The sequence below is a fragment of the Iodidimonas sp. SYSU 1G8 genome, from assembly GCF_039655775.1.
Taxonomy (GTDB): Bacteria; Pseudomonadota; Alphaproteobacteria; order SMXS01; family SMXS01; genus RI-34.
In genome coordinates this window covers 1,797,690-1,819,900 of sequence record NZ_JBBYXJ010000001.1, presented here as the reverse complement: position 1 = coordinate 1,819,900, position 22,211 = coordinate 1,797,690, and the positions used below count along the sequence as shown (strand labels likewise).

Here is a 22,211-nt window from a genome sequence, read left to right as displayed (position 1 = left end):
GAGACGGCCATGCCGCAAGTGACCCTGACGGTCAACCATACGCCCTACCAGTTCACCTGCAGCGAGGGTGAGCAGGAGAGGCTGCATCAGCTGTCCCGGCTGATCGATGCCAAGGTGACGCAGCTCGCCGCCGGCCTGGGGCAGGTCGGCGAGGCCAAGCTGCTGCTGATGGCGAGCATCATCCTGCTCGATGAGCTGAACGACACGTCCAGCGCACGGGTGTCGAAAGGCGAGTTGCTGGGGCACCTGGGCGACATGGATACGCTGGCCCGCGAAATCGAGCATATTGCCGCGCGGCTCGAAACGGCCTAGATACGAAGGGCAGTGGGTACTGGCCTTCGCGTAGACGCGTCTATATTCCCTGGGGCGATACCAACCTCGACGGGAGCTGTCCCTGACGGAACCCTGGTTCCGCTATACGGCGCCCACCTGTACACACAGGCCACAGAGGAATTTCGAAGATCTACGGTTGCGGTGGTCCCACTGCGCTCCGACCATCGATCCCGGCCATGAACGAACCATCACCCAAAACCGAGCTGCGCCGCCGCGCTGCCGGGCGGCGCGATGCGCTGGCCAGCGGCGAGCGGGATATCGGCGAGCGCCTTGTCGCTTCCTTCGCCGCGGCCGGGTTGCTGAGGCCGGCCGGCGTCGTCGCCGGTTATGCGCCGTTCCGGTCCGAGGCCGATCCCGGACCGCTGCTCCGAGTCCTGTCCGACGCGGGCTGGACCTGCGCGCTGCCCGTGCCGGTCGGCGGCGCCGACGGGCTGGCCTTCAGGGCATGGTCGCCGGGCGCGCCGCTGGTCGCCGGCCGGTACGGCATCCCGGTGCCCCCCGAGACGGCGGAAATCGTCAGACCCCAACTTGTCCTCGTGCCGCTTCTCGCCTATGACGGTGCCGGCGGGCGGCTGGGCTATGGCGCCGGCTACTATGATCGGGCCCTGGCGGCGCTGCGCCGGGACGGTCCGGTGGTCGCCATGGGGGTCGCCTATGCGGGACAGGAAATGGCGTCGGTGCCAACCGAGGACCATGACCAGCCCCTCGACATGATCTTGACCGAAGATGGCGTGACGGACTTCAGAAAGGCGGCGCGGTGAAATTTGTCTATTTCGGCGATATCGTCGGCCGGGCCGGCCGCGACGCGCTCGTCGACAGGCTGCCGTCGATCCGCGAACGGCTCGACCTGGATTTCGTCGTCGCCAATGGCGAGAATTCCGCCGGCGGTTTCGGCATCACCCAGGAAATCGCCAACCGCCTGATGCAGAGCGGCGTCGATGTCATCACCGGCGGCAATCACAGCTGGGACCAGCGCGACATCATGGACATCATGGACCATGAACCGCGTCTGATGCGCCCCGCCAACTTTCCCGAGGGGACGCCCGGACAGGGCGCGGCCATGTTCATGGCGCGCGGCGGCCAGACCGTGGCGGTCATCAACGTGATGGGCCGGATTTTCATGGACCCGCTCGACGATCCGTTCCGCGCCGTCGATCTGGCGCTCAGCGAATTCACCCTCGGCCGGCGCGCCGATTTCGTGCTTGTGGACATCCATGCCGAAGCGACCTCGGAGAAGATGGCCATGGGCCATTTCGCCGATGGCCGCGCCACGCTGGTGGTCGGCTCGCACAGCCATGTACCGACCGCGGACGCGCAGATCCTGCCGGGCGGCACGGCCTATCAGACCGATGCCGGCATGTGCGGCGACTACAATTCGGTGATCGGCATGGAAAAGGAAGAACCGATCCGGCGCTTCACCACCAAGATCAGCGGTGGCCGTTTCGTGCCCGCCAATGGCGAGGCCACCTTGTGCGGCGTCTATGTGGAAAGCGACGACCGGACCGGGCGGGCCGTGCGCGTGGCGCCGCTGCGGGTCGGCGGACGGCTTGCCGAGACGTGGCCATGAGAGCCGCGATACAAGCAAACTGATGTGAATATACTGCCCGGCGCCACAATATCTGGTATAAGTCGAGGCGTATGACGGCGGCGCATGCGGGCGCTGAACAGGTCGAACCACCAAGTAAAAACGACAGCACGAGCAGAGAAGATGGCCGGTCATTCCAAGTTCAAGAATATCATGTTCCGCAAGGGCGCGCAGGACGCCAAACGGTCCAAGCTCTTCAGCAAGCTGGCGAAGGAAATCACCGTCGCCGCCAAGATGGGTGGACCGGACGCGGCCTCCAATGCCCGTCTGCGCTCGGCGATCGCCGCGGCCAAGGCGCAGAGCATGCCCAAGGACAATATCGACCGCGCCATCAAGCGCTCCACCTCCGGCGACCTCGAGAATTATGAAGAGGTGCAGTACGAGGGTTTCGGTCCGGGCGGCGTGTCGGTCATCGTCGAGGCGCTGACGGACAACCGGAACCGCACGGCGTCGGAAGTGCGGGCCAAGTTCTCCAAGAACGGCGGCAATCTTGGCGCGTCCGGCAGCGTGTCCCACGCCTTCGATCGTGTCGGCATGATGAAATATCCGGCCAAGGTCGGCTCGGCCGAAAAGGTGTTCGAGGCGGCGCTGGAAGCGGGCGCCGAGGACTGCCAGTCGGACGAGGAGAGCCACGAGATCACCTGCGCTGTCGAGGATTTCGCTTCGGTGCGCGATGCGCTCGAGACCACGCTGGGCGAGGCCGAGGAGGCGCGCCTGATCTGGAAGCCGCAGACCAACGTGCAGGTCGACGCGGACAACGCGGCGACGCTGATGAAGATGCTCTCGGCGCTGGACGACGACGACGACGTGCAGAACGTCTACGCCAATTTCGAGATGTCCGACGAAGTGATGGAAGGGCTCAGCGCGTAGGGAATGGCAGACAGCGTCCGACTGATCGGGCTCGATCCAGGGCTGCGGAATACGGGATGGGGCATCATCGACGCCTCGGGCAACCGGCTGCGGCACGTGGCCAACGGTACGGTCCGGTCGGACGAGAAGGACACGCTGGCGCAGCGCCTGGCCCAGATTTTCGCGGGCCTCAACGACGTGCTCGACACTTGGGGGCCCCATAGCGCGGCCGTGGAGGAAACCTTCGTCAACAAGAACCCCACATCGACGCTGAAGCTGGGTCAGGCGCGCGGCATCGCCATGCTCGCGCCGGCGCTGCGTGGCATCCCCGTCGCCGAATACACGCCGAACCAGGTGAAGAAATCCGTGGTGGGCGTCGGCCATGCGGGAAAGGATCAGATTCATATGATGGTCGGCGTCCTGCTGCCCGGCGTCGAGGTGACCGGACCCGACGCGGCCGACGCGCTCGCGGTCGCGCTCTGCCACGCGCATCTGGTCCAGACGGGCTCGAACATATCCTCGCGAGTGGTGTCGGCCTTTGGCGGGACGGCGCGGACATGATCGCGCGGTTGAACGGCATTGTCGCCGAGACGGGCGAGGATTGGGCCATCATCGACGTGGGCGGGGTGGGCTACCTCGTGTTTTGTCCCGGAAAAACGCTCCAAGCACTCCCAAAATCGGGAGAATCTGTCGTTCTGCATATTGAGACGCATGTCCGCGAGGACCACATCCACCTCTACGGTTTCACCACCCGGGGCGAGAAAGAGTGGTTCAGGCGGTTGCAGAGCGTGCAGGGCGTGGGCGCCAAGGTGGCGCTGGCGCTGCTATCGATCCTGACGCCGTCCGAACTGGCGCAGGCGGTGGCCATGCAGGACCGGACCATGATCGGCCGCGCCTCGGGGGTCGGCCCCAAGCTGGCGGCGCGCATCGTGGCGGAGCTGAAGGACAAGGTCTCGTCGTTCGAGGGGATGGACGCGCCCGTCGCGGGCGCCGCCGCACCGACCGGCGAGGGGCGCCTGGCCGACGCGGTCTCGGCGCTGGTCAATCTGGGCTACCGGCCGGCGGACGCCATGGGCGCCGTCGCGCGGGTCAACCGCGCGCAGGGAGGTGAGGCATCGCTCGAATCCTTGATCCGTGGCGGGCTGAAGGAACTGGCGGGATGAGCGCGCCAGCGGGGGGAGACCGTGTCGTGGGCGGCGTGAAGCGCGACGAGGATGCCTTCGAGGCGTCGATCCGCCCGGGCCGCTTCGCCGAGTTCATCGGCCAGCGTCAGGCGGTCGAGAACCTGTCCGTGTTCATCCAGGCGGCGCGAGCACGCGCCGAGGCGCTCGATCACGTGCTGCTGGCCGGGCCGCCGGGCCTGGGCAAGACGACGCTGGCGCAGATCGTCGCGCGCGAGCTGGGCGTGAACTTCCGCGCCACCTCCGGTCCGGTGATCGCCAAGGCGGGCGAGTTGGCGGCGCTGCTGACCAACCTGCAGGAAAACGACCTGCTGTTCATCGACGAAATCCACCGGCTCGCGCCGGCGGTGGAGGAAATCCTCTATCCCGCCATGGAGGATTTCCAGCTCGACCTGATCATCGGCGAAGGCCCGGCGGCGCGCTCGGTCCGGATCGACCTGCCGCGCTTCACGCTGGTGGGCGCGACGACCCGGTCCGGCCTGCTGACCACGCCGCTGCGCGACCGCTTCGGCATTCCCGTCCGGCTGATGTTCTACGACGTGGACGATTTGTGCTCCATCGTCGAGCGCGGCGCCCGGGTGATGGGTCTGGCGCTGACCCGGGACGGCGCCATCGAGATCGCCCGCCGGTCGCGCGGCACGCCGCGCGTCGCCGGACGGCTGCTGCGCCGGGTGCGCGATTTCTCGGAGGTCGCGGGCCACGCCGCCGTCGATGCCGGCATCGCCGACCGGGCGCTGACCCGGCTGGAAGTGGATGCGCGCGGCCTCGACGCCATGGACCGGCGCTACATGCGCTGCATCGGCGTCGATTTCGGCGGCGGTCCCGTCGGGATCGAGACCATCGCGGCGTCGCTGTCGGAGCCGCGCGACGCCATCGAGGAAATCATCGAGCCCTATTTGCTGCAGCAGGCGTTCATTCAACGGACACCGCGCGGGCGTATCCTGACGCCGGCCGCCTATATCCATCTGGGCCTGCCGGCACCATCGCAGCCTTTTCCGGCGCAGCTGTCGCTGCCGACGGGAGACGAGGATGTCTGAGGTCCTGTCGGGCAGGGTGGAGAATGGCGTGCACCGGTTTCCGGTGCGCGTCTATTTCGAGGACACGGATACGGCGCACATGGTCTATCACGCCAATTATCTGCGCTTCATGGAGCGCGCGAGAACCGAGCTGCTGCGCCTCGTGGGCGTCAGCCAGTCGGCGAGCATGCGCCCGGGACCGGATACGATGGGTTTCGCCGTGAAGAGCTGCAGGGTGAATTTTCGCACGCCGGCGCGCCTCGACGACCTGCTGGAAGTAAGAACAGTTAACAACGGAGTCGGCGCGGCGTATATCGACTTCGGCCAGGACATCTGGCGTAACGACACACCTATCGCCGAGGCGCATGTACGCGTCGTCTGTCTGGACGGCAGGGGGAAACCCCGCCGGCAGCCAATCGACCTGGTGACCCGGCTCAACACCATGCTCCCCATACGAGACACTGCAAAGGCCTGAGCACATGGAAGAGAACGCGATTACACAGACGGATCTGGGCGGCACCGCGGCGGCGGCGCACGATCTGTCGATCTGGGGCCTGATCCTGCATGCCGATATCATCGTGCAGGCGGTTCTGGTGCTGCTCGTGGCCGCGTCGCTGTGGTCCTGGGCGATCATCTTCGACAAGATCGGCCGCTATCGCCGGGTGATGGCCGAGGCCGACACCTTCGAAGACGAATTCTGGTCTGGCCGCTCGCTGGAAGAGCTCTACGACCGGCTGCAGGGCCGCGCCAATCATCCCATGGCCATGCTGTTCCTGGTCGCCATGCGCGAATGGCAGCGCTCCATCGGCAAGGCCAAGGTCGTCACCTCGGGCGCGCGCCTGCAGGAGCGTATCTCGCAGGTGATGCGCCTGACGCTGAATCGCGAGGTCGAGCGGCTGGAGCGCTATCTGGGCTTCCTCGCCACCGTGGGCTCGACCGCGCCGTTCATCGGCCTGTTCGGCACGGTGTGGGGCATCATGAACAGCTTCCAGTCCATCGCCGCCTCGTCGGACACCAGTCTCGCGGTCGTCGCGCCAGGTATCGCCGAGGCGCTGTTCGCCACCGCGGTCGGCCTTGTCGCGGCCATCCCGGCGGTCATCGCCTATAACAAGTTCGCCGCCGACATGACCCGCTTCGCCAACCGTCTGGAAGGGTTCGTCGAAGAGTTCAACACGATCCTGTCGCGCCAGATCGACGAAGAGGCCGCGTAATGGGCGCCGAACTCAAGGGACGGGGCGGGCGGCGCAAAGGCCGCTATGAACCCATGTCGCAGATCAACGTGACGCCTTTCGTCGACGTCATGCTGGTGCTGCTGATCATCTTCATGGTCGCCGCGCCGCTGTTGTCCACCGGGGTCAAGGTCGACCTGCCGCAGACCAAGTCCAAGCCGCTGTCCGAGGAGGACAAGCCGCTGTCCGTGTCGCTGGCCGGCGACGGCAAGCTCTTCATCAACGACACCGAGGTCGAGATCAACTCGCTGACCGAGCGGCTGCGCGCCATCGCCGAGGGTAGCACCGAGACGCGCATCTTCGTGCGCGCCGATCAGGGCCTGCCCTATGGCCAGGTCATGGAGGTGATGTCGACGATCAACGCCGCCGGCTTCAACAAGGTGGCGCTGGTCACGACGCCCGCGAAGGGCGGCAAAGGCAAATAGCGACGTGCGCAAGCCCCTTATTTTCTCCGGCATATTCCACGCCGTCATCATCGCGATGATGTTCGTGAGCTTCGACCTGTGGGGCGATCCGGAAATCCCCGAAGAGAGCGTCGTCGTCCTGTTGACACCGGAGGACGCCAAGATCGAGCTGGACGCCATTCCGACGCCCAAGCCGGAAAAGGCGCCCGATCCGGCGCCCGCGCCCGAGGTCACGCCCGAGGCGGAAAAGGCGCCGGAGAAGCAGCCCGATCCGGCCGAGGTGACGCCGCCGCGCGTGGACGAAGCGGCCGCCGCGCCCGAGCCCGAGCCGGCGCCCGTCGAGGAGCCGATCGAAAAGCCGGAGCCGCCGAAGAAGCCGGAACCCGTGACCAAGGATCTGCCCAACGTCACGCTGAAGGACAAGCCGAAGCCCGAGAACAAGTTCGATCCCAAGAAGATCGCGCTGCTGCTCGACAAGAGGGATTCGACAAAGCCGCAGGCGAAGGACCCGAAGAAGACCAAGCAGACCGATCCCAACCCCAATCCGGCGCAGTCGGAGCCGACCGAACGCAACCCGCGCGAGCAGGCGCAGGCCGTCGCCAATCTGCAGTCGGCCATCGCGTCGCAGGTCGCCAAATACTGGACGGCGCCCGTCGGGGCGACCGGCGCCGAAACTTTGGTGATCAAGCTTCGTATACGGTTGCGGGCGGATGGCGAACTGGCCAGCGATCCGGTCGTGTTGGATCGGGGCCGGATGATGAGCGACAATCTCTACCGCGTGGCGGCCGAGGCGGCCGTGCGCGCGGTCAAGCGGGCGGCGCCGCTGAAGCTGCCGGCCGAGTACTACGACATCTGGCGGGACGTGGAGTTGAACTTCGATCCCAGCAGTTTGATGTGACAGACAGAGGAATGTGTTGATGGCGAAAGGGATGATTGTGAGCAGAATGGGACTTTCCGGCCTGGTGGCCGGCACCATGCTGGCGTTCGTGGCGCTGGTACAGCCGCAACCGGCTTCCGCCCAGCTTCGGGTGGACATCAACAATCCCACGGTCGAGCCGATTCCGATGGCGCTGCCCGCGTTCTCGGCGCAGAGCCAGGTGCCGTCGCGCCTTACCGAGATGACCAAGATGGGCGAGGACATGGCCGGCGTGATCGCCGCCGATCTGGAGCGCTCCGGCCTGTTCCGGCCGATCCCGCGACAGGCCTATATCGAGCAGGGACTGGTGCCTGATCGCCGCCCGCGCTTTCCCGACTGGAAGTCCATCGGCACGCAAGGCCTCGTGGTCGGCGGCGTCAACTTCCTGGCCGATGGCCGGGTCGAGGTGACGTTCCGACTGTGGGACGTGTACGGTCAGCAGCAACTGACCGGCGTGCAGTACCAGACCACGCCGGACAACTGGCGCCAGATTGCCCACCGGATCGCCGACGCGGTCTATCAGCGGCTGACCGGCGAAGAAGGGTATTTCGACACACGCATCGTCTATGTGGCGGAATCCGGCCCGGCGACCAAGCGGGTCAAGCGCCTCGCGATCATGGACCAGGACGGCTACAACCATTCCTTCCTGACCAAGGGCGATTTCATGGCGCTGACGCCGCGCTTCTCGCCGACGTCGCAGGAAATCACCTATCTGTCGTACTTCAACAACAAGCCGCGCGTGTACATCTACAATCTGGAGACGGGCAAGCAGGAGCTGCTGGGCGATTTCTCCGGCATGACCTTCGCGCCGCGCTTCTCGCCGGACGGCAACCAGGTCGTGATGAGCATGGAGAAGAACGGCAATTCCGACATCTACCTGATGGACCTGCGCACCCGCAAGCTGCGCCAGCTGACGGATAATCCGGACATCGACACCGCGCCGAGCTTCTCGCCGGACGGCCAGTTCATCGCCTTCGAGTCCGATCGCGGCGGCGGGCAGCAGATTTACGTGATGCGGGCCGATGGGTCGGGCGCCAAGCGCATCAGCTTCGGCAAGGGCCGCTACAAGACGCCGGTCTGGTCGCCGCGCGGCGACATGATCGCCTTCACCCATACATCGGGCGGCGTGTTCAAGATCGGCGTCATGCGTCCCGATGGCTCGGGCGAGCGCATGCTGACCGAGAGTTTCCTCGACGAAGGGCCGACCTGGGCGCCGAATGGCCGCGTGCTGATGTACTTCCGCGGCAGCCCGTCGCGGGGTGGTAATGCGGGCAAGGCGGAGCTGCGCTCCATCGACCTGACGGGCCGTAACGAGCGCCGCGTGACCACGCCGGGAGATGCGTCGGATCCCGCGTGGTCCCCCTTGATCCAGTGATCCGAAAGGATTACAATGAAGAATGCCGAAAACTCGGTATCGGGGGGCGCGGACGATTTGTGCGCGTTACACTTTTGCGTTGCAGAACAGCCTCCGTTATCAAAATACGATAGCCTCGTCGAAAAAAAGGAAACGCCACCCATGCTAGCCAACGCGCTGCGATTCAAGTTCATCATTCTGGCCGCCGCTTCGCTGACGATGGTCGCCTGCTCGAAGAAGGAAGAGCCGGCGCCGGTTTCGTCCGCTCCGGCCGCGCAGACTCAGTCGCGCACGACCGAGACCACCAGCAACCTGCCGTACGAGCTGGGCAGCCAGGAAGACCTGGAAGCCAACGCCGGCAGCCGCATCTATTTCGGCTACGACGAATACAGCCTCGACGACCGTGCCCAGGCGACTCTGAGCAAGCAGGCCGAGTGGCTGCGCAAGTATCCGAACAAGTCGGTGACCATCGAAGGTCACGCCGACGAGCGCGGTACCCGTGAGTACAACCTGGCCCTGGGTGCCCGCCGTGCAGACGCCGCCAAGCGTTATCTGACCGGCCTGGGCATTGAGGACGGCCGCGTCAATACCATCTCCTATGGTAAGGAGCGTCCGGAAGCCACTGGTTCGAACGAGGCCGCCTGGGCCCAGAACCGCCGTGGTATGACGGTCGTTCAGTAAACAGGACTTTGTGCCGCGCGCCGCGTGAGAACGCGGCGCGCCCACAGAACAGGATTTGAAGCGTGCGCTGGCAGTCTCTCGGCATTGTAACTCTATTCGCGCTTCTCGGTTTCTCGCACATTGCATCGGCACAGCAGCCTGTGGACCCGTACAGGGCACAGACAGAGGTGCGCATGACGCGGATCGAGAACGACATGCGCCGGCTGACCGGCCAGTATGAAGAAGCCATGCATCGGCTCACGCAGATGAACCAGCAGCTTGAAAAGCAGCTGGAGGACATGCAGTACCGCATCCAGACCCTGGAGCGTCAGCTTGCCGAGGGCGCCCAAGGCGCCGCTCCGGCATCCGATGGCCAGGATCCCGGTGCCATCGATGGTTATACGCCAGTGCCGTCCGACGGGCCGACCCGGCTGCCTGGCATGGGTGGTTCCGAGCCGCCGCCCTCGCAGGGCCGAGTCGCCGATACGCTCAACGACCAGCTGGTTTCTCCCGGCGGCACCCCGGCGCCGCCGCGCGGCGAACCGGAAGAAACGCCGGAGCAGTATCTGCAGGGCGACACGCCGGACGCTCAGTTCAATTATGCCTTTTCCTTGCTGCGCCGTGACGATTTCGAGGGCGCCGAGCTGGCGTTCCGCGCCTTCCTGGCGGCGAACCCGGATCATCGCGCGGCGCCGAATGCCAAGTACTGGCTGGGCAAGACTTATTTCGCCCAGCGGAACTACACGGACGCGGCCCGCGTCCTGCTCGAGGGTTACGAGAAGTTCGCCGATAGCGACAAGGGCCCGGACATGATGGTGACCCTGGGGCTCAGCCTCAAGGAACTGGGGCAGAACGATCAGGCCTGCGCCGCGTTCGACGAGTTGACCCGCCGCTATCCCAACGCACCGCCGGCGATCAAGCAGAAGACCAAGGCTGGCCAGCAGGCCGCCGGCTGCTCCTGAGGCAGCGCGACCGATGAGCGGCGCATCCGAGGGGACCGCGCCGCTGTCCCCAGCGGATTTCGAACGATGCATGAACGGCTTGCCTCGCCTTGACGGTGTGGCGAGCCTTTGCGTTGCCGTCTCGGGCGGCGCGGACAGCATGGCGCTGGCGCTGCTGGCGCGCGACTGGGCTGCTTCGCGCGGCATCAGCCTGACGGCGCTGACCGTCGATCACGGACTGCGCCCCGAAGCGGCGGCCGAGGCGATCCAGGTCGGCGACTGGATGGCGGCTGCTTGTATCGGCCACGAAACTCTCGCCTGGCGCGAGACGCCGCGCGGCAACGTTCAGGCGGCCGCGCGACGCGCCCGGTACGCCCTGCTCGACGAGTGGTGCGCGGCGCGCGGCGTGCCGATCCTGCTGATCGCCCATCATCTGGAGGATCAGGCCGAGACGGTGCTGCTGCGGCTGGGGCGCGGCAGCGGCGTCCATGGCCTGGCGGGCATGGCGCCCGAAACCGCTCCGCCCTGGCCCGGCGCGCCATCGCGGCTGCGACCGCTTCTCGATGTGCCGAGGGCAAGGCTGGTGGCGACGTTGCGGGCGCGTGGCCAGGCCTGGATCGAGGACCCCAGCAACGCGGACCGGCGCTATGCCCGGGTGCGAGCACGGGGCGCGTGGCCGCATCTGGCCGCGCTGGGGATCACGCCCGCCCGGCTTGCCGCGACCGCCCGCGCCATGGCCCGGGCCCGTGCCGTACTGGACGATCAGGTTCATGACTGGCTGGCGCGGACCTGCCGGTTCGACAGCGGCGGCTATGCCGTGCTGGCGTATCCGGTGCCGAAGGAGACCCGGGACGAGACCGGGCTGCGGGCACTTGCCTTCATTCTGATGGCCGTGGGCGGCGCGGATTATGCACCGCGCCTTGATGCGCTCGAGCGTCTGTGGGGGCGCATCAAGAGGGGTGACATCGGGGCCGCGACCCTCGGCGGGTGCCGGTTGATCTCCTCCGGTGACGGTCTGCTCGTGGTGCGCGAGACGCGCGGCATGCAGGGCGCGCTCCGCATCGGGCCGAACCCCGTCCTGTGGGACGGCCGATTCGCCGCGTCGGGCGAGGGACTGTCCATCGACCGGCTGCGGCCGGGTGGTCTCGCTGTCCTGCGCGCGGCCTTACCGGAGAGGGTCGTCCGATCCGTTCCGGCGGCGGCGCGAGGCGTTTTACCCGCCTTTTACGATGACCAAGGCCTTGTCGCCGTTCCGTCTCTGGGATACCGCCGCCCCGGCAGCGTCTCGGTCGCCCCAATGCTGGAGTTTCTGGCGGCCCGCGACCTGCCGCCGAACTGTTTCGGCACCGACCGCATGGTTCTTGTCTGACCGGGCAAATAGCCTATCTTTGCAGAGCGGCCCGGATGGCGGGCCTTCCTCCGGCGAAGGGCAAGGTACTTTCGTGAACAATATGGGCCGTAACCTCTTCATCTGGGCGCTCGTGGCGCTTGTCGTCATCGTGCTGTTCAGCCAGTTCCAGCGCAGCGGATCGCCCGGTCCCGTCGAGAAAATCGACTTCTCGGTGTTCCTGGACGAGGTCAATGCCGGCAACGTGCAGAAGGTGCAGATCACCGGCAGCAACATTTCCGGCGTCTATCGCGAGAGCAAGGCCCAGTTCTCGACCCAGTATCAGGAAGGCGCCTATCCGCGCCTCGTCGACGTGCTCCGCGACAAGCAGGTGGACGTCCGCTTCGAGCAGCCTGAGACCAGCAATTTCTGGATATTGCTGACCAATTTCGGCCCCATGCTGCTGCTGATCGCGGTGTGGATCTTCATCATGCGCCAGATGCAGGCGGGCTCCGGACGCGCCATGGGCTTTGGCAAATCCAAGGCCAAGCTGCTCAACGAGCGCACCGACCGCGTGACCTTCGATGACGTCGCGGGCGTGGAAGAGGCCAAGGAAGAAGTGCAGGAGATCGTCGAATTCCTGCGTGACCCGCAGAAGTTCCAGCGCCTCGGCGGCAAGATCCCGCGCGGCGCGCTGCTGGTCGGCCCGCCCGGTACCGGCAAGACGCTGCTCGCGCGCGCCATCGCCGGCGAGGCCAATGTCCCGTTCTTCAGCATCTCCGGTTCCGACTTCGTCGAGATGTTCGTCGGCGTCGGCGCGAGCCGCGTGCGCGACATGTTCGAGCAGGCGAAGAAGAACGCCCCCTGCATCGTGTTCATCGACGAAATCGACGCGGTCGGCCGTCATCGCGGCGCCGGCCTTGGCGGCGGCAACGATGAACGCGAGCAGACACTGAACCAGCTTCTGGTCGAGATGGATGGCTTCGAGGAAAACGAAGGCATCATCATCATCGCCGCCACCAACCGTCCCGATGTTCTCGATCCCGCGCTGTTGCGCCCGGGCCGTTTCGATCGGCAGGTCGTGGTGCCCAATCCGGACGTCATCGGCCGCGAACGCATTCTGAAGGTGCATATGCGCCGCGTGCCGCTCGCACCGGACGTGGAAGCGAGGGTGATCGCGCGCGGCACGCCCGGTTTCTCTGGCGCCGATCTGGCCAACCTCGTGAACGAGGCCGCTTTGATGGCCGCGCGAAAGAACAAGAAAGTCGTGTCGATGCACGACTTCGAGGATGCCAAGGACAAGGTCATGATGGGCCCCGAGCGTCGGTCCATGGTCATGGACGAGGCGGAAAAGCGGCTTACCGCCTATCACGAGGCGGGCCACGCGCTGGTCGGCATGCACGTCGCCGACACGGACCCGATCCACAAGGCGACCATCATTCCGCGCGGCCGCGCGCTGGGCATGGTCATGCAACTGCCCGAGAAGGACAAGCTGTCCCAGACCCGCGAGCAGATGAATTCCCGTCTCGCCGTGATGATGGGCGGCCGTCTCGCCGAGGAACTGATCTTCGGCTACGACAAGGTGACCTCGGGCGCGTCGTCGGACATCTCCGGCGCCACCCGCCTCGCCAAGGCCATGGTCACGCGCTGGGGCATGAGCGACAAGCTGGGTCCGCTGGCCTATGGCGACAACGAGGAAGAAGTATTCCTCGGCCATTCGGTGACCCGCACCCAGAACATGTCCGAGGAAACCGCTCGTCTGGTGGATTCCGAAGTGCGGCGTTTCGTGGAGGAAGCTTATGCCGATGCGCGCCGGATCCTGACCGAGCATATCGCCGATCTTCACCGTATCGCCCAGGCACTGCTGGAGTACGAGACGCTGACCGGCGAGGAAATTCGTGGCCTGTTGCGCGGCGAGGAAATCGACCGCCCGCAGGAGGTGACTGAACCGCCCGCCACGCCGACCAAGCCGCGTACCGTTCCCAGTGCCGGTCGGGGCCAGCGCCCCGGTGCGTCGCCGGAGCCGCAGCCGGGCACCTGAGCCTGTCCACGTCTGTCCGAATCGATCATCCACCGATGGGGCCGCTCGTTTTCGGGCGGCCTCTCGTCATGGGCGTCCTGAACGTCACCCCCGACAGTTTCTCCGATGGCGGCCGATATCTGTCGGTGGACGCCGCGCTGGTGCAGGCGCGGCGGCTTATCGGCGAGGGTGCCGATATCCTCGATGTAGGCGGCGAATCCACGCGGCCCGGGGCGGAGCCGGTCCCTGTGGATGAGGAACTCCGCCGCGTCGTGCCGGTGATCGAGGCGCTGCGCGACTGCGGGGTGCCGGTTTCCGTCGATACACGGCGGGCAACGGTGATGCGCGCCGCGCTCGAGGCAGGCGCGGCGATCCTCAACGACGTCTCCGCCCTGACCGCCGATCCCGGCAGCCTTCCGGTGGCCGCTGCCTCCGGCGCGCCCGTGGTCCTGATGCATGCGCTTGGCGATCCGCGCACCATGCAGGACGATCCCCGTTATGACGACGTGGTCGGCGAGGTTCATGATTACCTCGCGGCCCGGATCGAGACCTGCGTCTCCGCCGGCATCGCCCGCGACCGCCTCATCGTCGATCCGGGTATCGGCTTCGGCAAGACGCTGGAACACAATCTGGCGCTGCTGCGGTCGCTGGGTCGCTTCCATGCGCTCGGATGTCCGCTGTTGTTGGGCGTCTCGCGAAAAAGTTTCATCGGCCGGCTGGCGGGCGGCGTGCCCGCTGATGCCCGGCTGGCCGGGTCGCTGGCCGGGGCGCTTGCGGGCGTTCTGCACGGCGTGCATATTCTGCGGGTCCATGACGTGGCCGACACGCGCCAGGCAATCGCCGTCTGGCAGGCGATCTTCCAGGGTTCCACGACAGAGGGTTCATGAGCAAAAGACAATATTTCGGCACCGACGGCATTCGCGGCACCGCCAACCAGCCGCCGATGACGGCGGATGTGGCCCTGCGTGTCGGCATGGCGGCGGGCGCGCAGTTCCGCCGGGGCGATCATCGGCATCAGGTGGTCATCGCCAAGGACACAAGGTTGTCCGGCTACATGCTGGAGGCGGCCATCACGTCGGGTTTCGCGTCGGTGGGGATGGACGTGGTGCTGGTCGGCCCCATGCCGACGCCGGCGGTCGCCATGCTGACCCGCTCCATGCGCGCCGATCTGGGCGTGATGATCTCGGCGTCGCACAACGCCTATGAAGACAATGGCATCAAGCTGTTCGGACCCGACGGCTTCAAGCTGTCCGACGCCATCGAGGCCGAGATCGAAGCCCGGCTCGAAAGCGGCGCGAGCGCGCCGCTCGCGGCCTCGGCCGATCTGGGCCGGGTGCGCCGTCTCGACGACGTGCGCGGCCGGTACATCGAAGTGGTCAAGAGCACGTTTCCAGCCGGGCGCACGCTCGCCGGCCTCAAGGTGGTCATCGATTGCGCCAATGGCGCGGCCTACACGGTCGCGCCGACGGTGCTGTGGGAGCTGGGCGCGGAAGTGATCCCGATCGGCGTCAAGCCGGATGGCTTCAACATCAACAAGGGCTGCGGCTCCACCGACACGGCACTGATGCAGCGCACGGTGCGCGAGCACGGCGCCGATCTGGGCATCGCGCTCGATGGGGATGCCGACCGCGTGCTGATGGCGGATGAGAAGGGCGAGCTGCTGGATGGCGATCAGCTCATGGGCCTGATCGCCGCCTACTGGCATCGCCGGGGCATGCTGCGCGGCGGCTGCCTGGTCAGCACCGTCATGTCGAATCTGGGGCTCGAGCGCTATATCGGCGGGATGGGCATCGATCTGGTGCGGACTCAGGTGGGCGACCGCTACGTGGTCGAGCACATGCGCGAGCATGGCTGCAATCTGGGCGGCGAACAGTCGGGCCATATCGTCATGACCGACTACACCACGACCGGCGACGGTCTCATCGCGGCGCTGCAGGTGATGGCGGTCATCCTGGAATCGGGGCGGCCCGCCAGCGAAACCTGCCGGGTGTTCGCGCCGCTGCCGCAGGTGCTGAAGAATGTCCGGTTCAGCGGCGGCGCGCCGCTGGAGGACATCAAGGTCAAGGCCGCCATCGCCGACGGCGAGGCGCGTCTGTCCGGCACCGGCCGCGTGCTGATCCGCAAGTCGGGGACCGAACCCAAGATCCGGGTGATGGCCGAGGGAGAGGACCAGATTCTGGTGAACGCCGTCGTCGATGACATCGCCGGGGCCATCTCGACCGCGGCCGGCGCGTGAAGGGCCGCGTTCTCATCATCGCCGGCTCGGATTCGGGCGGGGGCGCTGGCATCCAGGCGGACATCAAGGCGGTCAGCATGCTGGGCGGGTTCGCGGCCACCGCGATCACCGCGCTGACGGCGCAGAACACGCTTGGTGTTCACGGCATTCTCGGTGTCGATCCTGACTTCATCCGCCATCAGATGCAGGTCGTGCTCCGCGATATCGGCGCCGATGCGCTCAAGACGGGCATGCTCCACAGCGCCGAGGTCATCGAGGCGGTCGCGTCTGTGATCGAGGAGGACGCGACCGGTGTGCCGCTGGTGGTCGATCCGGTCATGGTTGCCAAGGGCGGCGCGGCGCTGCTGCAGGACAGCGCCGCGCATGCGCTCGTCACACGGATGATTCCCAAGGCCGCGCTGCTCACGCCCAATCTGCCCGAGGCCGAGGTGCTGACCGGCTTTCCCGTAACCGATCTCGACGGCATGCGCCGCGCCGCCTCGGCGCTGCTGAAGCTGGGGCCGGGCGCCGTGCTGGTGAAGGGTGGCCATCTCGAGCATCCGACCGTGCTGGACCTGCTGCTGACCGAACGGGGCGAAACGGTGTTCGAGTCCCGCCGCATCGATACTCAGCATACCCATGGCACCGGCTGCACCCTGGCCAGCGCGATCGCGACCGGTCTGGCGCAGGGGCTGGCGATGGAGCGGGCGGTGGCCCGCGCGCGCGACTATGTCCACCGCGCCATCGAGACCGCGCCCGGGTTCGGCCATGGTCACGGCCCGCTCAATCACGGTCATCCGCTCGGCGGCGATTGAGCCCGGAAACGCAACCCCGTCGTGCGATTGGCACGCCGAACGGGCGGCACTGCGCCGTTGACATGCCTTGGCCTGCCCCTATTATCCGCCGCGAACCGATGCCGCGCCGCAATTGCGATAGCCAGACAGCCTCATCTTCACCCGGGAAATCATAATGAAACCGACAGAACGGCCCCGTTCGCCCTTCTTCTCGTCCGGTCCCTGCGCCAAGCGCCCTGGCTGGTCGGTGGATGCCCTGAAGGATGCCTGCATCGGGCGTTCGCACCGCTCCAAGCTGGGCAAGGCCAAGCTGCAGGAAGCCATCGACCGTACGCGCGCCGTTCTCGGCGTGCCAGCAGATTACCGCATCGGCATCGTGCCGGCCTCGGACACGGGCGCCGTCGAAATGGCGCTGTGGTCCATGCTGGGCGCGCGCGGCGTCGACATGCTGGCCTGGGAGAGCTTCGGCTCCGGCTGGGTGACCGACGTGGTGAAGCAGCTGAAGCTGAACGACGTGCGCACCATGGAGGCCGATTACGGCCAGATCGTCGATCTGTCGAAGGTCGACACCGACCGCGACGTGGTTTTCACCTGGAACGGCACGACATCCGGCGTGAAGGTTCCCAATGGCGACTGGATCAAGCCGAACCGCGAAGGGCTCACCATCTGCGACGCGACTTCGGCCGTGTTCGCCATGGAGATGCCCTGGGACAAGCTCGATGTCGTCACCTATTCGTGGCAGAAGGTGATGGGCGGCGAGGGCGCGCACGGCATGCTGATCCTCAGCCCGCGCGCTGTCGAGCGGCTGCTGACCTACAAGCCGGCGTGGCCGCTGCCGAAGATTTTCCGCCTGACCTCTGGCGGCAAGCTGATCGAGGGCATCTTCCAGGGCGAGACCATCAACACGCCGTCCATGATCTGCGTCGAGGACTATATCGACGCGCTGGTCTGGGCCGAGGATATCGGCGGCCTTCCGGCGCTGATCGAGCGCTCCAACGCCAATCTCGGCGTGCTGGAGGACTGGGTCGCGTCGAAGAACTGGGTCAGCTTCCTGGCCGAGGACAAGGCGATCCGTTCGAACACGTCGGTGTGCTTCAAGATCGTCGATCCGTGGTTCGAAAGCCTGGACGGCGACAGCGCGAAGGCAGACGTCCCCAAGAAGATTGCCTCCCTGCTGGAAAAGGAAGGCGTTGCCTTCGATATCAACGGTTACCGCGATGCGCCCGCAGGGCTGCGCATCTGGGGCGGCGCGACGGTCGAGGCGAATGATCTGAAGGCGCTGACGCCGTGGCTGGACTGGGCGTTCAACGAGGTAAAAGGCTGATGAGCAAGGTTCTTATTTCCGACAGCTTGAGCCCCCGGGCCGCTGAAATCTTCCGCGAACGCGGCGTCGAGGTGGTCGAGAAGGTCGGCCTGAAGCCCGAGGAACTGATCGCCATCATCGGCGAGTTCGACGGTCTCGCCATCCGCTCCAACACCAAGGTCACGGCCAAGGTGCTCGAAGCGGCCACCAATCTGAAGGTGATCGGCCGCGCCGGTATCGGCGTCGACAACGTCGACATCCCGTTCGCCACCTCGCGCGGCGTGATCGTCATGAACACGCCGTTCGGCAATTCCATCACCACGGCCGAGCACGCCATCGCCATGATGTTCGCGCTGGCCCGCGACATTCCCGCCGCCGACCGGTCGACCCAGGCCGGCAAGTGGGAAAAGTCCCGCTTCATGGGCGTCGAGGTCACCGGCAAGACGCTCGGCCTGATCGGCTGCGGCAATATCGGCTCGATCGTCGCCGACCGCGCCATCGGCCTGAAGATGAAGGTCATCGCGTTCGACCCCTATCTGTCGCCCGAGCGCGCGCTGGATCTGGGTGTCGAGAAGGTCGAGCTGGACGATCTGTTCGCCCGCGCCGATTTCATTACCCTGCACACGCCGCTGACCGACGGCACGCGCGGCATCATCGACGCCAAGTCCATCGCCAAGATGAAGACCGGCGTGCGGATCATCAATTGCGCCCGTGGCGGACTGGTCGTCGAGGCCGATCTGCGCGACGCGCTGGACAGCGGCAAGGTCGCCGGCGCCGCCTTCGACGTGTTCGAGGTGGAACCCGCCAAGGAGAACATCCTGTTCGGCCGCGACAATCTGATCGCCACGCCGCATCTGGGCGCCTCGACCGAGGAAGCGCAGGAGAACGTGGCGCTGCAGGTCGCCGAGCAGATCGCCGACTATCTGGTCGACGGCGCCGTGACCAACGCGCTCAACATGCCGTCCGTGTCGGCCGAGGAAGCGCCGCGCCTGCGTCCCTACATGAAGCTGGCCGAACAGCTCGGCTCGTTCATGGGGCAGATCGTCGAGGGCAACATCGCCTGCGTCGAGGTGGAGTACCAGGGCGCCGCGACCGAGCTGAACACCCGTCCGCTGAACGCCATCGTGCTGCAGAGCCTGCTGGCGCCGACGCTCGATCTGGCGGTCAACATGGTCAACGCCCCGGTGATCGCCAAGGAAAAGGGCATCGAGGTCACCGAGAAGAAGCTGAACAGGGAAGCCGACTATCACACGCTGGTGCGCCTGTCCGTGAACACCCAGGACAACGCGACCTACACCATCGAGGGTACCCTGTTCGCCGACCGCCAGCCGCGTATCGTCAACATCCTCGGTATCGATATCGATGCCCAGCTCGGCCAGCATCTGCTGTTCGTGCGCAATGACGACAAGCCGGGCTTCATCGGCGCGCTGGGTACGATCCTGGGCGACGCGGGCGTCAACATCGCCAACTTCAATCTGGGCCGGGTCGGTCCGGGCGAGGGCGCGATCGCGTTGATCGACGTGGACCAGTCCATCGGCGACGACCTGCTGAAGAAGATCTGCGCCCTGCCGCACATGCGCCAGGCCAAGTCGCTCTCGTTTTAACACTCACCACGGCCCGCTGGTTGGGCTAGGCTCGAAACCATGACCGACGCCGCCACACGCGCCCTCCTGCCCGAGGGCCTGCACGATACCTTGGCGCCCAGGGCCGAGCTGGAAAGCGCGACCGTGGCCGGCTTGCTGTCATGTTTCGCCTCGCAGGGCTATGAGCAGGTCGCGCCGCCGCTGGTCGAGTTCGAGGACAGCCTGCTAGCCGGCGTGGGCGCCGCCGAAGGCCGCCGCATGTTCCGCCTGATGGATCCGGCCTCGCACCGCATGATGGGCGTGCGTACGGACATGACCACCCAGGTCGCCCGTGTCGCCACCACCCGCCTTGCCGCCGCGCACCGGCCGCTGCGTCTGTGCTACGCGGGGCAGGTGCTGCGGGTGGAAAGCGGCAAGCTCCGGTCGGAGCGGGAGTTCGGGCAGGCGGGCATCGAGTTGATCGGCACCGCGTCGACCGGCGCCGAGGCCGAGGTGCTGCTGCTGGCCGCCGAAGCACTGCGCGCCGTTGGCGCCACCGACTTTACCGTGGATCTGACCGTGCCGACGCTGGTGCCCGCCGTGGCGGCCGGACTGGGTCTCGATGCCGAGAGCACGGCCGCGGCGCGCGAGGCGCTCGACGAAAAGGACATGGCCGGCCTGTCCGCCTTCGAGGGGCGCGCCCGCGAGGTGCTGGAGACGCTGCTGCTGGCCGGCGGCGTGGCCGACAAGGCGCTCGATGCGCTATTCCGGCTGGACCTGCCCGGCGAGGCCGCCGCGCTGGTCGAGGAATTGCGCGCCATGGTCGGCACGCTGCGCGAGGCGTCGCCCGAGCTGATCCTGACCATCGACCCGGGCGAGTACCGGAATTTCGAGTATCACAGCGGTATATGCTTCACCGCCTTCGACCGGAACACCAGCCGCGAGCTGGGCCGTGGCGGGCGCTATCAGGTGCAGGGCGCCAAGGGCGCCGAGCCGGCGGTGGGCTTTACCGTCTATGTGGATTCGCTGTTGCGCGCGCTGCCCGAGCCGCGCCGCGCCGCGTCGGTTTTCGTGCCGGCGGGTATCGCGCGGGAGACCGCGAAGCAGTTGCGCGCCGATGGATGGCGCACGGTGGCCGGTCTCGATCCGGTCGCCGACGATGCCGCCGAGGCGCGGCGTCTCGGATGCAGCCATGTCTACCGCGACGGCGGTGTTGAAGGAGTCTGATCTTGGCAAACGTGGTCGTCATCGGCTCCCAGTGGGGCGACGAAGGCAAAGGTAAGATTGTCGATTGGCTGTCGGAACGCGCCGATGTGGTGGTGCGCTTCCAGGGCGGTCACAACGCCGGACACACGCTTGTCGTGGGCGACCAGACCTACAAGCTCTCGCTGCTGCCCTCTGGCGTGGTGCGCGGCCGTCCCTCGATCATCGGTAATGGCGTGGTGGTCGATCCGTGGGCGCTGGTGTCCGAGATCGAGAAACTGCGCGCCCAGGGCATCGATGTGACGCCCGAGACGCTGCAACTGGCCGAGAACGCCTCGCTGATCCTGCCGCTGCACCGCGAGTTGGACGGCATGCGCGAGGACGCCTCGAGCGAGCGCGCCAAGATCGGCACGACGCGCCGGGGCATCGGTCCGGCCTATGAGGACAAGGTCGGCCGCCGCGCCCTGCGGGTGTGCGACCTGGAAGACGACGAGGCGATCAACACCCGGATCGACGCCCTTTTGGCGCATCACAATCCGCTGCGCCGCGGGCTGGGCCAGCCCGAGGTGGATCGCGACGATCTGTTCGCGCAGATCAAGGAGATCGCGCCCAAGATCCTGCCCTATGCGTCGCCGACCTGGCGGTTCATGGCCGAAGCCCGTCGGTCGGGCCAGCGCATCCTGTTCGAGGGCGCGCAGGGCACCATGCTCGACGTCGATCACGGCACCTATCCGTTCGTCACCTCGTCCAACACCATCGCCGGCCAAGCGGCGGGCGGCGCCGGCATCGGTCCGGGGGCGCTGGACTACGTGCTGGGCATCACGAAGGCCTATACCACCCGCGTCGGCAGCGGTCCGTTCCCGACCGAGCTGACCTGCGAGATCGGCCAGAAGCTGGGCGAGCGGGGGCATGAGTTCGGCACCGTCACCGGGCGTAAGCGCCGCTGCGGCTGGTTCGATGCCGTCATGGTACGCCAGGCCGTCAAGGTTGGCGGAATCCAGGGCATCGCGCTGACCAAGCTGGACGTGCTCGACGGGTTCGACGAGCTCAAGGTGTGCGTCGGCTACATGCTGGACGGCGAACAGATCGACTACCTGCCGGCCAGCGCCGACAAGCAGGCGCGCGTCACGCCGGTCTACGAGACGCTGGAAGGCTGGAAGGACAGCACGCAGGGCGCGCGCTCCTGGGCCCAGCTGCCGGCCACGGCGATCAAGTACATCCGCCGCATCGAGGAACTGATCGACGCGCCGGTCGCCATGCTGTCGACCAGCCCGGAGCGCGAGGACACCATCCTGGTCCACGACCCGTTCGTGGACTGA

The 22,211-nt window shown here is 66.6% G+C and carries 23 protein-coding genes; all 23 read left to right on the top strand.

Translation table 11 applies throughout. The features are described from left to right. Positions 1–9: 9 nt before the first annotated feature. The 23 genes from WJU17_RS08700 (at position 10) to WJU17_RS08590 (ending at position 22,211) form a co-directional block, all read left to right on the top strand. The gene (locus WJU17_RS08700; protein WP_346326928.1) at positions 10–312 is read left to right on the top strand and encodes a cell division protein ZapA; all 303 of its coding nucleotides are present in this window, start codon (positions 10–12) and stop codon (positions 310–312) included. Positions 313–509: 197 nt separating this feature from the next. Beyond that, positions 510–1,094, top strand: a complete 585-nt coding sequence (locus WJU17_RS08695) for a 5-formyltetrahydrofolate cyclo-ligase (protein ID WP_346326927.1) — start codon at positions 510–512, stop codon at positions 1,092–1,094. Next, positions 1,091–1,900 (top strand): TIGR00282 family metallophosphoesterase, encoded by an 810-nt coding sequence (locus WJU17_RS08690; RefSeq protein ID WP_346326926.1) that lies wholly within the window; start codon positions 1,091–1,093, stop codon positions 1,898–1,900. The genes WJU17_RS08695 and WJU17_RS08690 overlap by 4 nt, the downstream gene beginning before the upstream one ends. Before the next feature lie 141 nt (positions 1,901–2,041). Continuing rightward, on the top strand, positions 2,042–2,788 hold the full coding sequence (locus tag WJU17_RS08685) for a YebC/PmpR family DNA-binding transcriptional regulator (RefSeq protein ID WP_346326925.1): 747 nt from the start codon (positions 2,042–2,044) through the stop codon (positions 2,786–2,788). Between the two features lie 3 nt (positions 2,789–2,791). Then, entirely contained in the window at positions 2,792–3,328 is a 537-nt protein-coding gene (gene ruvC / locus WJU17_RS08680) for a crossover junction endodeoxyribonuclease RuvC (protein WP_346326924.1), read from the top strand. Then, positions 3,325–3,930, top strand: a complete 606-nt coding sequence (gene ruvA, locus WJU17_RS08675) for a Holliday junction branch migration protein RuvA (RefSeq protein ID WP_346326923.1) — start codon at positions 3,325–3,327, stop codon at positions 3,928–3,930. The genes ruvC and ruvA overlap by 4 nt, the downstream gene beginning before the upstream one ends. Continuing rightward, a complete protein-coding gene (ruvB, locus tag WJU17_RS08670) occupies positions 3,927–4,985 on the top strand; it encodes a Holliday junction branch migration DNA helicase RuvB (protein WP_346326922.1) in 1,059 nt (352 codons plus the stop codon). The genes ruvA and ruvB overlap by 4 nt, the downstream gene beginning before the upstream one ends. Continuing rightward, complete coding sequence (locus WJU17_RS08665; RefSeq protein ID WP_346326921.1) at positions 4,978–5,439, top strand: YbgC/FadM family acyl-CoA thioesterase; 462 nt, start codon at positions 4,978–4,980, stop codon at positions 5,437–5,439. Before ruvB ends, WJU17_RS08665 begins: the two co-directional genes overlap by 8 nt. 4 nt (positions 5,440–5,443) lie before the next feature. Further along, the gene (gene tolQ, locus WJU17_RS08660) at positions 5,444–6,175 is read left to right on the top strand and encodes a protein TolQ (RefSeq protein ID WP_346326920.1); all 732 of its coding nucleotides are present in this window, start codon (positions 5,444–5,446) and stop codon (positions 6,173–6,175) included. Beyond that, positions 6,175–6,618 carry a protein TolR gene (gene tolR, locus WJU17_RS08655; protein WP_346326919.1) on the top strand — a complete coding sequence of 148 codons (444 nt, stop codon included), beginning with the start codon at positions 6,175–6,177 and terminating at the stop codon, positions 6,616–6,618. Before tolQ ends, tolR begins: the two co-directional genes overlap by 1 nt. A 4-nt stretch (positions 6,619–6,622) precedes the next feature. Beyond that, positions 6,623–7,495 (top strand): hypothetical protein, encoded by an 873-nt coding sequence (locus WJU17_RS08650; RefSeq protein WP_346326918.1) that lies wholly within the window; start codon positions 6,623–6,625, stop codon positions 7,493–7,495. A 46-nt stretch (positions 7,496–7,541) separates the two neighbouring features. Continuing rightward, positions 7,542–8,888 (top strand): Tol-Pal system beta propeller repeat protein TolB, encoded by a 1,347-nt coding sequence (gene tolB, locus WJU17_RS08645; RefSeq protein WP_346327422.1) that lies wholly within the window; start codon positions 7,542–7,544, stop codon positions 8,886–8,888. 15 nt (positions 8,889–8,903) lie between these two features. Continuing rightward, entirely contained in the window at positions 8,904–9,548 is a 645-nt protein-coding gene (pal, locus tag WJU17_RS08640) for a peptidoglycan-associated lipoprotein Pal (protein WP_346326917.1), read from the top strand. 173 nt (positions 9,549–9,721) lie between these two features. Further along, entirely contained in the window at positions 9,722–10,489 is a 768-nt protein-coding gene (gene ybgF / locus WJU17_RS08635) for a tol-pal system protein YbgF (protein WP_346326916.1), read from the top strand. A gap of 70 nt (positions 10,490–10,559) precedes the next feature. Further along, a complete protein-coding gene (gene tilS / locus WJU17_RS08630) occupies positions 10,560–11,837 on the top strand; it encodes a tRNA lysidine(34) synthetase TilS (protein ID WP_346326915.1) in 1,278 nt (425 codons plus the stop codon). A gap of 73 nt (positions 11,838–11,910) precedes the next feature. Then, positions 11,911–13,836: an ATP-dependent zinc metalloprotease FtsH gene (gene ftsH / locus WJU17_RS08625; protein ID WP_346326914.1), complete on the top strand. Its 1,926-nt coding sequence runs from the start codon at positions 11,911–11,913 to the stop codon at positions 13,834–13,836. Positions 13,837–13,871: 35 nt separating this feature from the next. Next, complete coding sequence (gene folP / locus WJU17_RS08620; protein ID WP_346326913.1) at positions 13,872–14,702, top strand: dihydropteroate synthase; 831 nt, start codon at positions 13,872–13,874, stop codon at positions 14,700–14,702. After that, positions 14,699–16,051, top strand: coding sequence for a phosphoglucosamine mutase (gene glmM / locus WJU17_RS08615; RefSeq protein ID WP_346326912.1), 1,353 nt, complete (start codon positions 14,699–14,701; stop codon positions 16,049–16,051). Before folP ends, glmM begins: the two co-directional genes overlap by 4 nt. Continuing rightward, complete coding sequence (gene thiD / locus WJU17_RS08610) at positions 16,048–16,845, top strand: bifunctional hydroxymethylpyrimidine kinase/phosphomethylpyrimidine kinase (RefSeq protein WP_346326911.1); 798 nt, start codon at positions 16,048–16,050, stop codon at positions 16,843–16,845. Before glmM ends, thiD begins: the two co-directional genes overlap by 4 nt. Before the next feature lie 154 nt (positions 16,846–16,999). Continuing rightward, a complete protein-coding gene (locus WJU17_RS08605) occupies positions 17,000–18,148 on the top strand; it encodes a phosphoserine transaminase (RefSeq protein ID WP_346326910.1) in 1,149 nt (382 codons plus the stop codon). Next, positions 18,148–19,731, top strand: a complete 1,584-nt coding sequence (serA, locus tag WJU17_RS08600) for a phosphoglycerate dehydrogenase (protein WP_346326909.1) — start codon at positions 18,148–18,150, stop codon at positions 19,729–19,731. The genes WJU17_RS08605 and serA overlap by 1 nt, the downstream gene beginning before the upstream one ends. A 39-nt stretch (positions 19,732–19,770) precedes the next feature. After that, positions 19,771–20,916 carry an ATP phosphoribosyltransferase regulatory subunit gene (locus tag WJU17_RS08595; RefSeq protein WP_346326908.1) on the top strand — a complete coding sequence of 382 codons (1,146 nt, stop codon included), beginning with the start codon at positions 19,771–19,773 and terminating at the stop codon, positions 20,914–20,916. A gap of 2 nt (positions 20,917–20,918) precedes the next feature. Further along, positions 20,919–22,211, top strand: a complete 1,293-nt coding sequence (locus WJU17_RS08590) for an adenylosuccinate synthase (RefSeq protein ID WP_346326907.1) — start codon at positions 20,919–20,921, stop codon at positions 22,209–22,211.

Coding starts and splice junctions, on each gene's coding strand:
- WJU17_RS08700 (WP_346326928.1), top strand. CDS start 10: ATGCCGCAAGTGACCCTGACGGTCAACCATACGCCCTACCAGTTCACC.
- WJU17_RS08695 (WP_346326927.1), top strand. CDS start 510: ATGAACGAACCATCACCCAAAACCGAGCTGCGCCGCCGCGCTGCCGGG.
- WJU17_RS08685 (WP_346326925.1), top strand. CDS start 2,042: ATGGCCGGTCATTCCAAGTTCAAGAATATCATGTTCCGCAAGGGCGCG.
- ruvC (WP_346326924.1), top strand. CDS start 2,792: ATGGCAGACAGCGTCCGACTGATCGGGCTCGATCCAGGGCTGCGGAAT.
- ruvA (WP_346326923.1), top strand. CDS start 3,325: ATGATCGCGCGGTTGAACGGCATTGTCGCCGAGACGGGCGAGGATTGG.
- ruvB (WP_346326922.1), top strand. CDS start 3,927: ATGAGCGCGCCAGCGGGGGGAGACCGTGTCGTGGGCGGCGTGAAGCGC.
- WJU17_RS08665 (WP_346326921.1), top strand. CDS start 4,978: ATGTCTGAGGTCCTGTCGGGCAGGGTGGAGAATGGCGTGCACCGGTTT.
- tolQ (WP_346326920.1), top strand. CDS start 5,444: ATGGAAGAGAACGCGATTACACAGACGGATCTGGGCGGCACCGCGGCG.
- tolR (WP_346326919.1), top strand. CDS start 6,175: ATGGGCGCCGAACTCAAGGGACGGGGCGGGCGGCGCAAAGGCCGCTAT.
- tolB (WP_346327422.1), top strand. CDS start 7,542: ATGGGACTTTCCGGCCTGGTGGCCGGCACCATGCTGGCGTTCGTGGCG.
- pal (WP_346326917.1), top strand. CDS start 8,904: ATGAAGAATGCCGAAAACTCGGTATCGGGGGGCGCGGACGATTTGTGC.
- ybgF (WP_346326916.1), top strand. CDS start 9,722: ATGACGCGGATCGAGAACGACATGCGCCGGCTGACCGGCCAGTATGAA.
- tilS (WP_346326915.1), top strand. CDS start 10,560: ATGAACGGCTTGCCTCGCCTTGACGGTGTGGCGAGCCTTTGCGTTGCC.
- folP (WP_346326913.1), top strand. CDS start 13,872: ATGGGGCCGCTCGTTTTCGGGCGGCCTCTCGTCATGGGCGTCCTGAAC.
- glmM (WP_346326912.1), top strand. CDS start 14,699: ATGAGCAAAAGACAATATTTCGGCACCGACGGCATTCGCGGCACCGCC.
- WJU17_RS08605 (WP_346326910.1), top strand. CDS start 17,000: ATGAAACCGACAGAACGGCCCCGTTCGCCCTTCTTCTCGTCCGGTCCC.
- serA (WP_346326909.1), top strand. CDS start 18,148: ATGAGCAAGGTTCTTATTTCCGACAGCTTGAGCCCCCGGGCCGCTGAA.
- WJU17_RS08595 (WP_346326908.1), top strand. CDS start 19,771: ATGACCGACGCCGCCACACGCGCCCTCCTGCCCGAGGGCCTGCACGAT.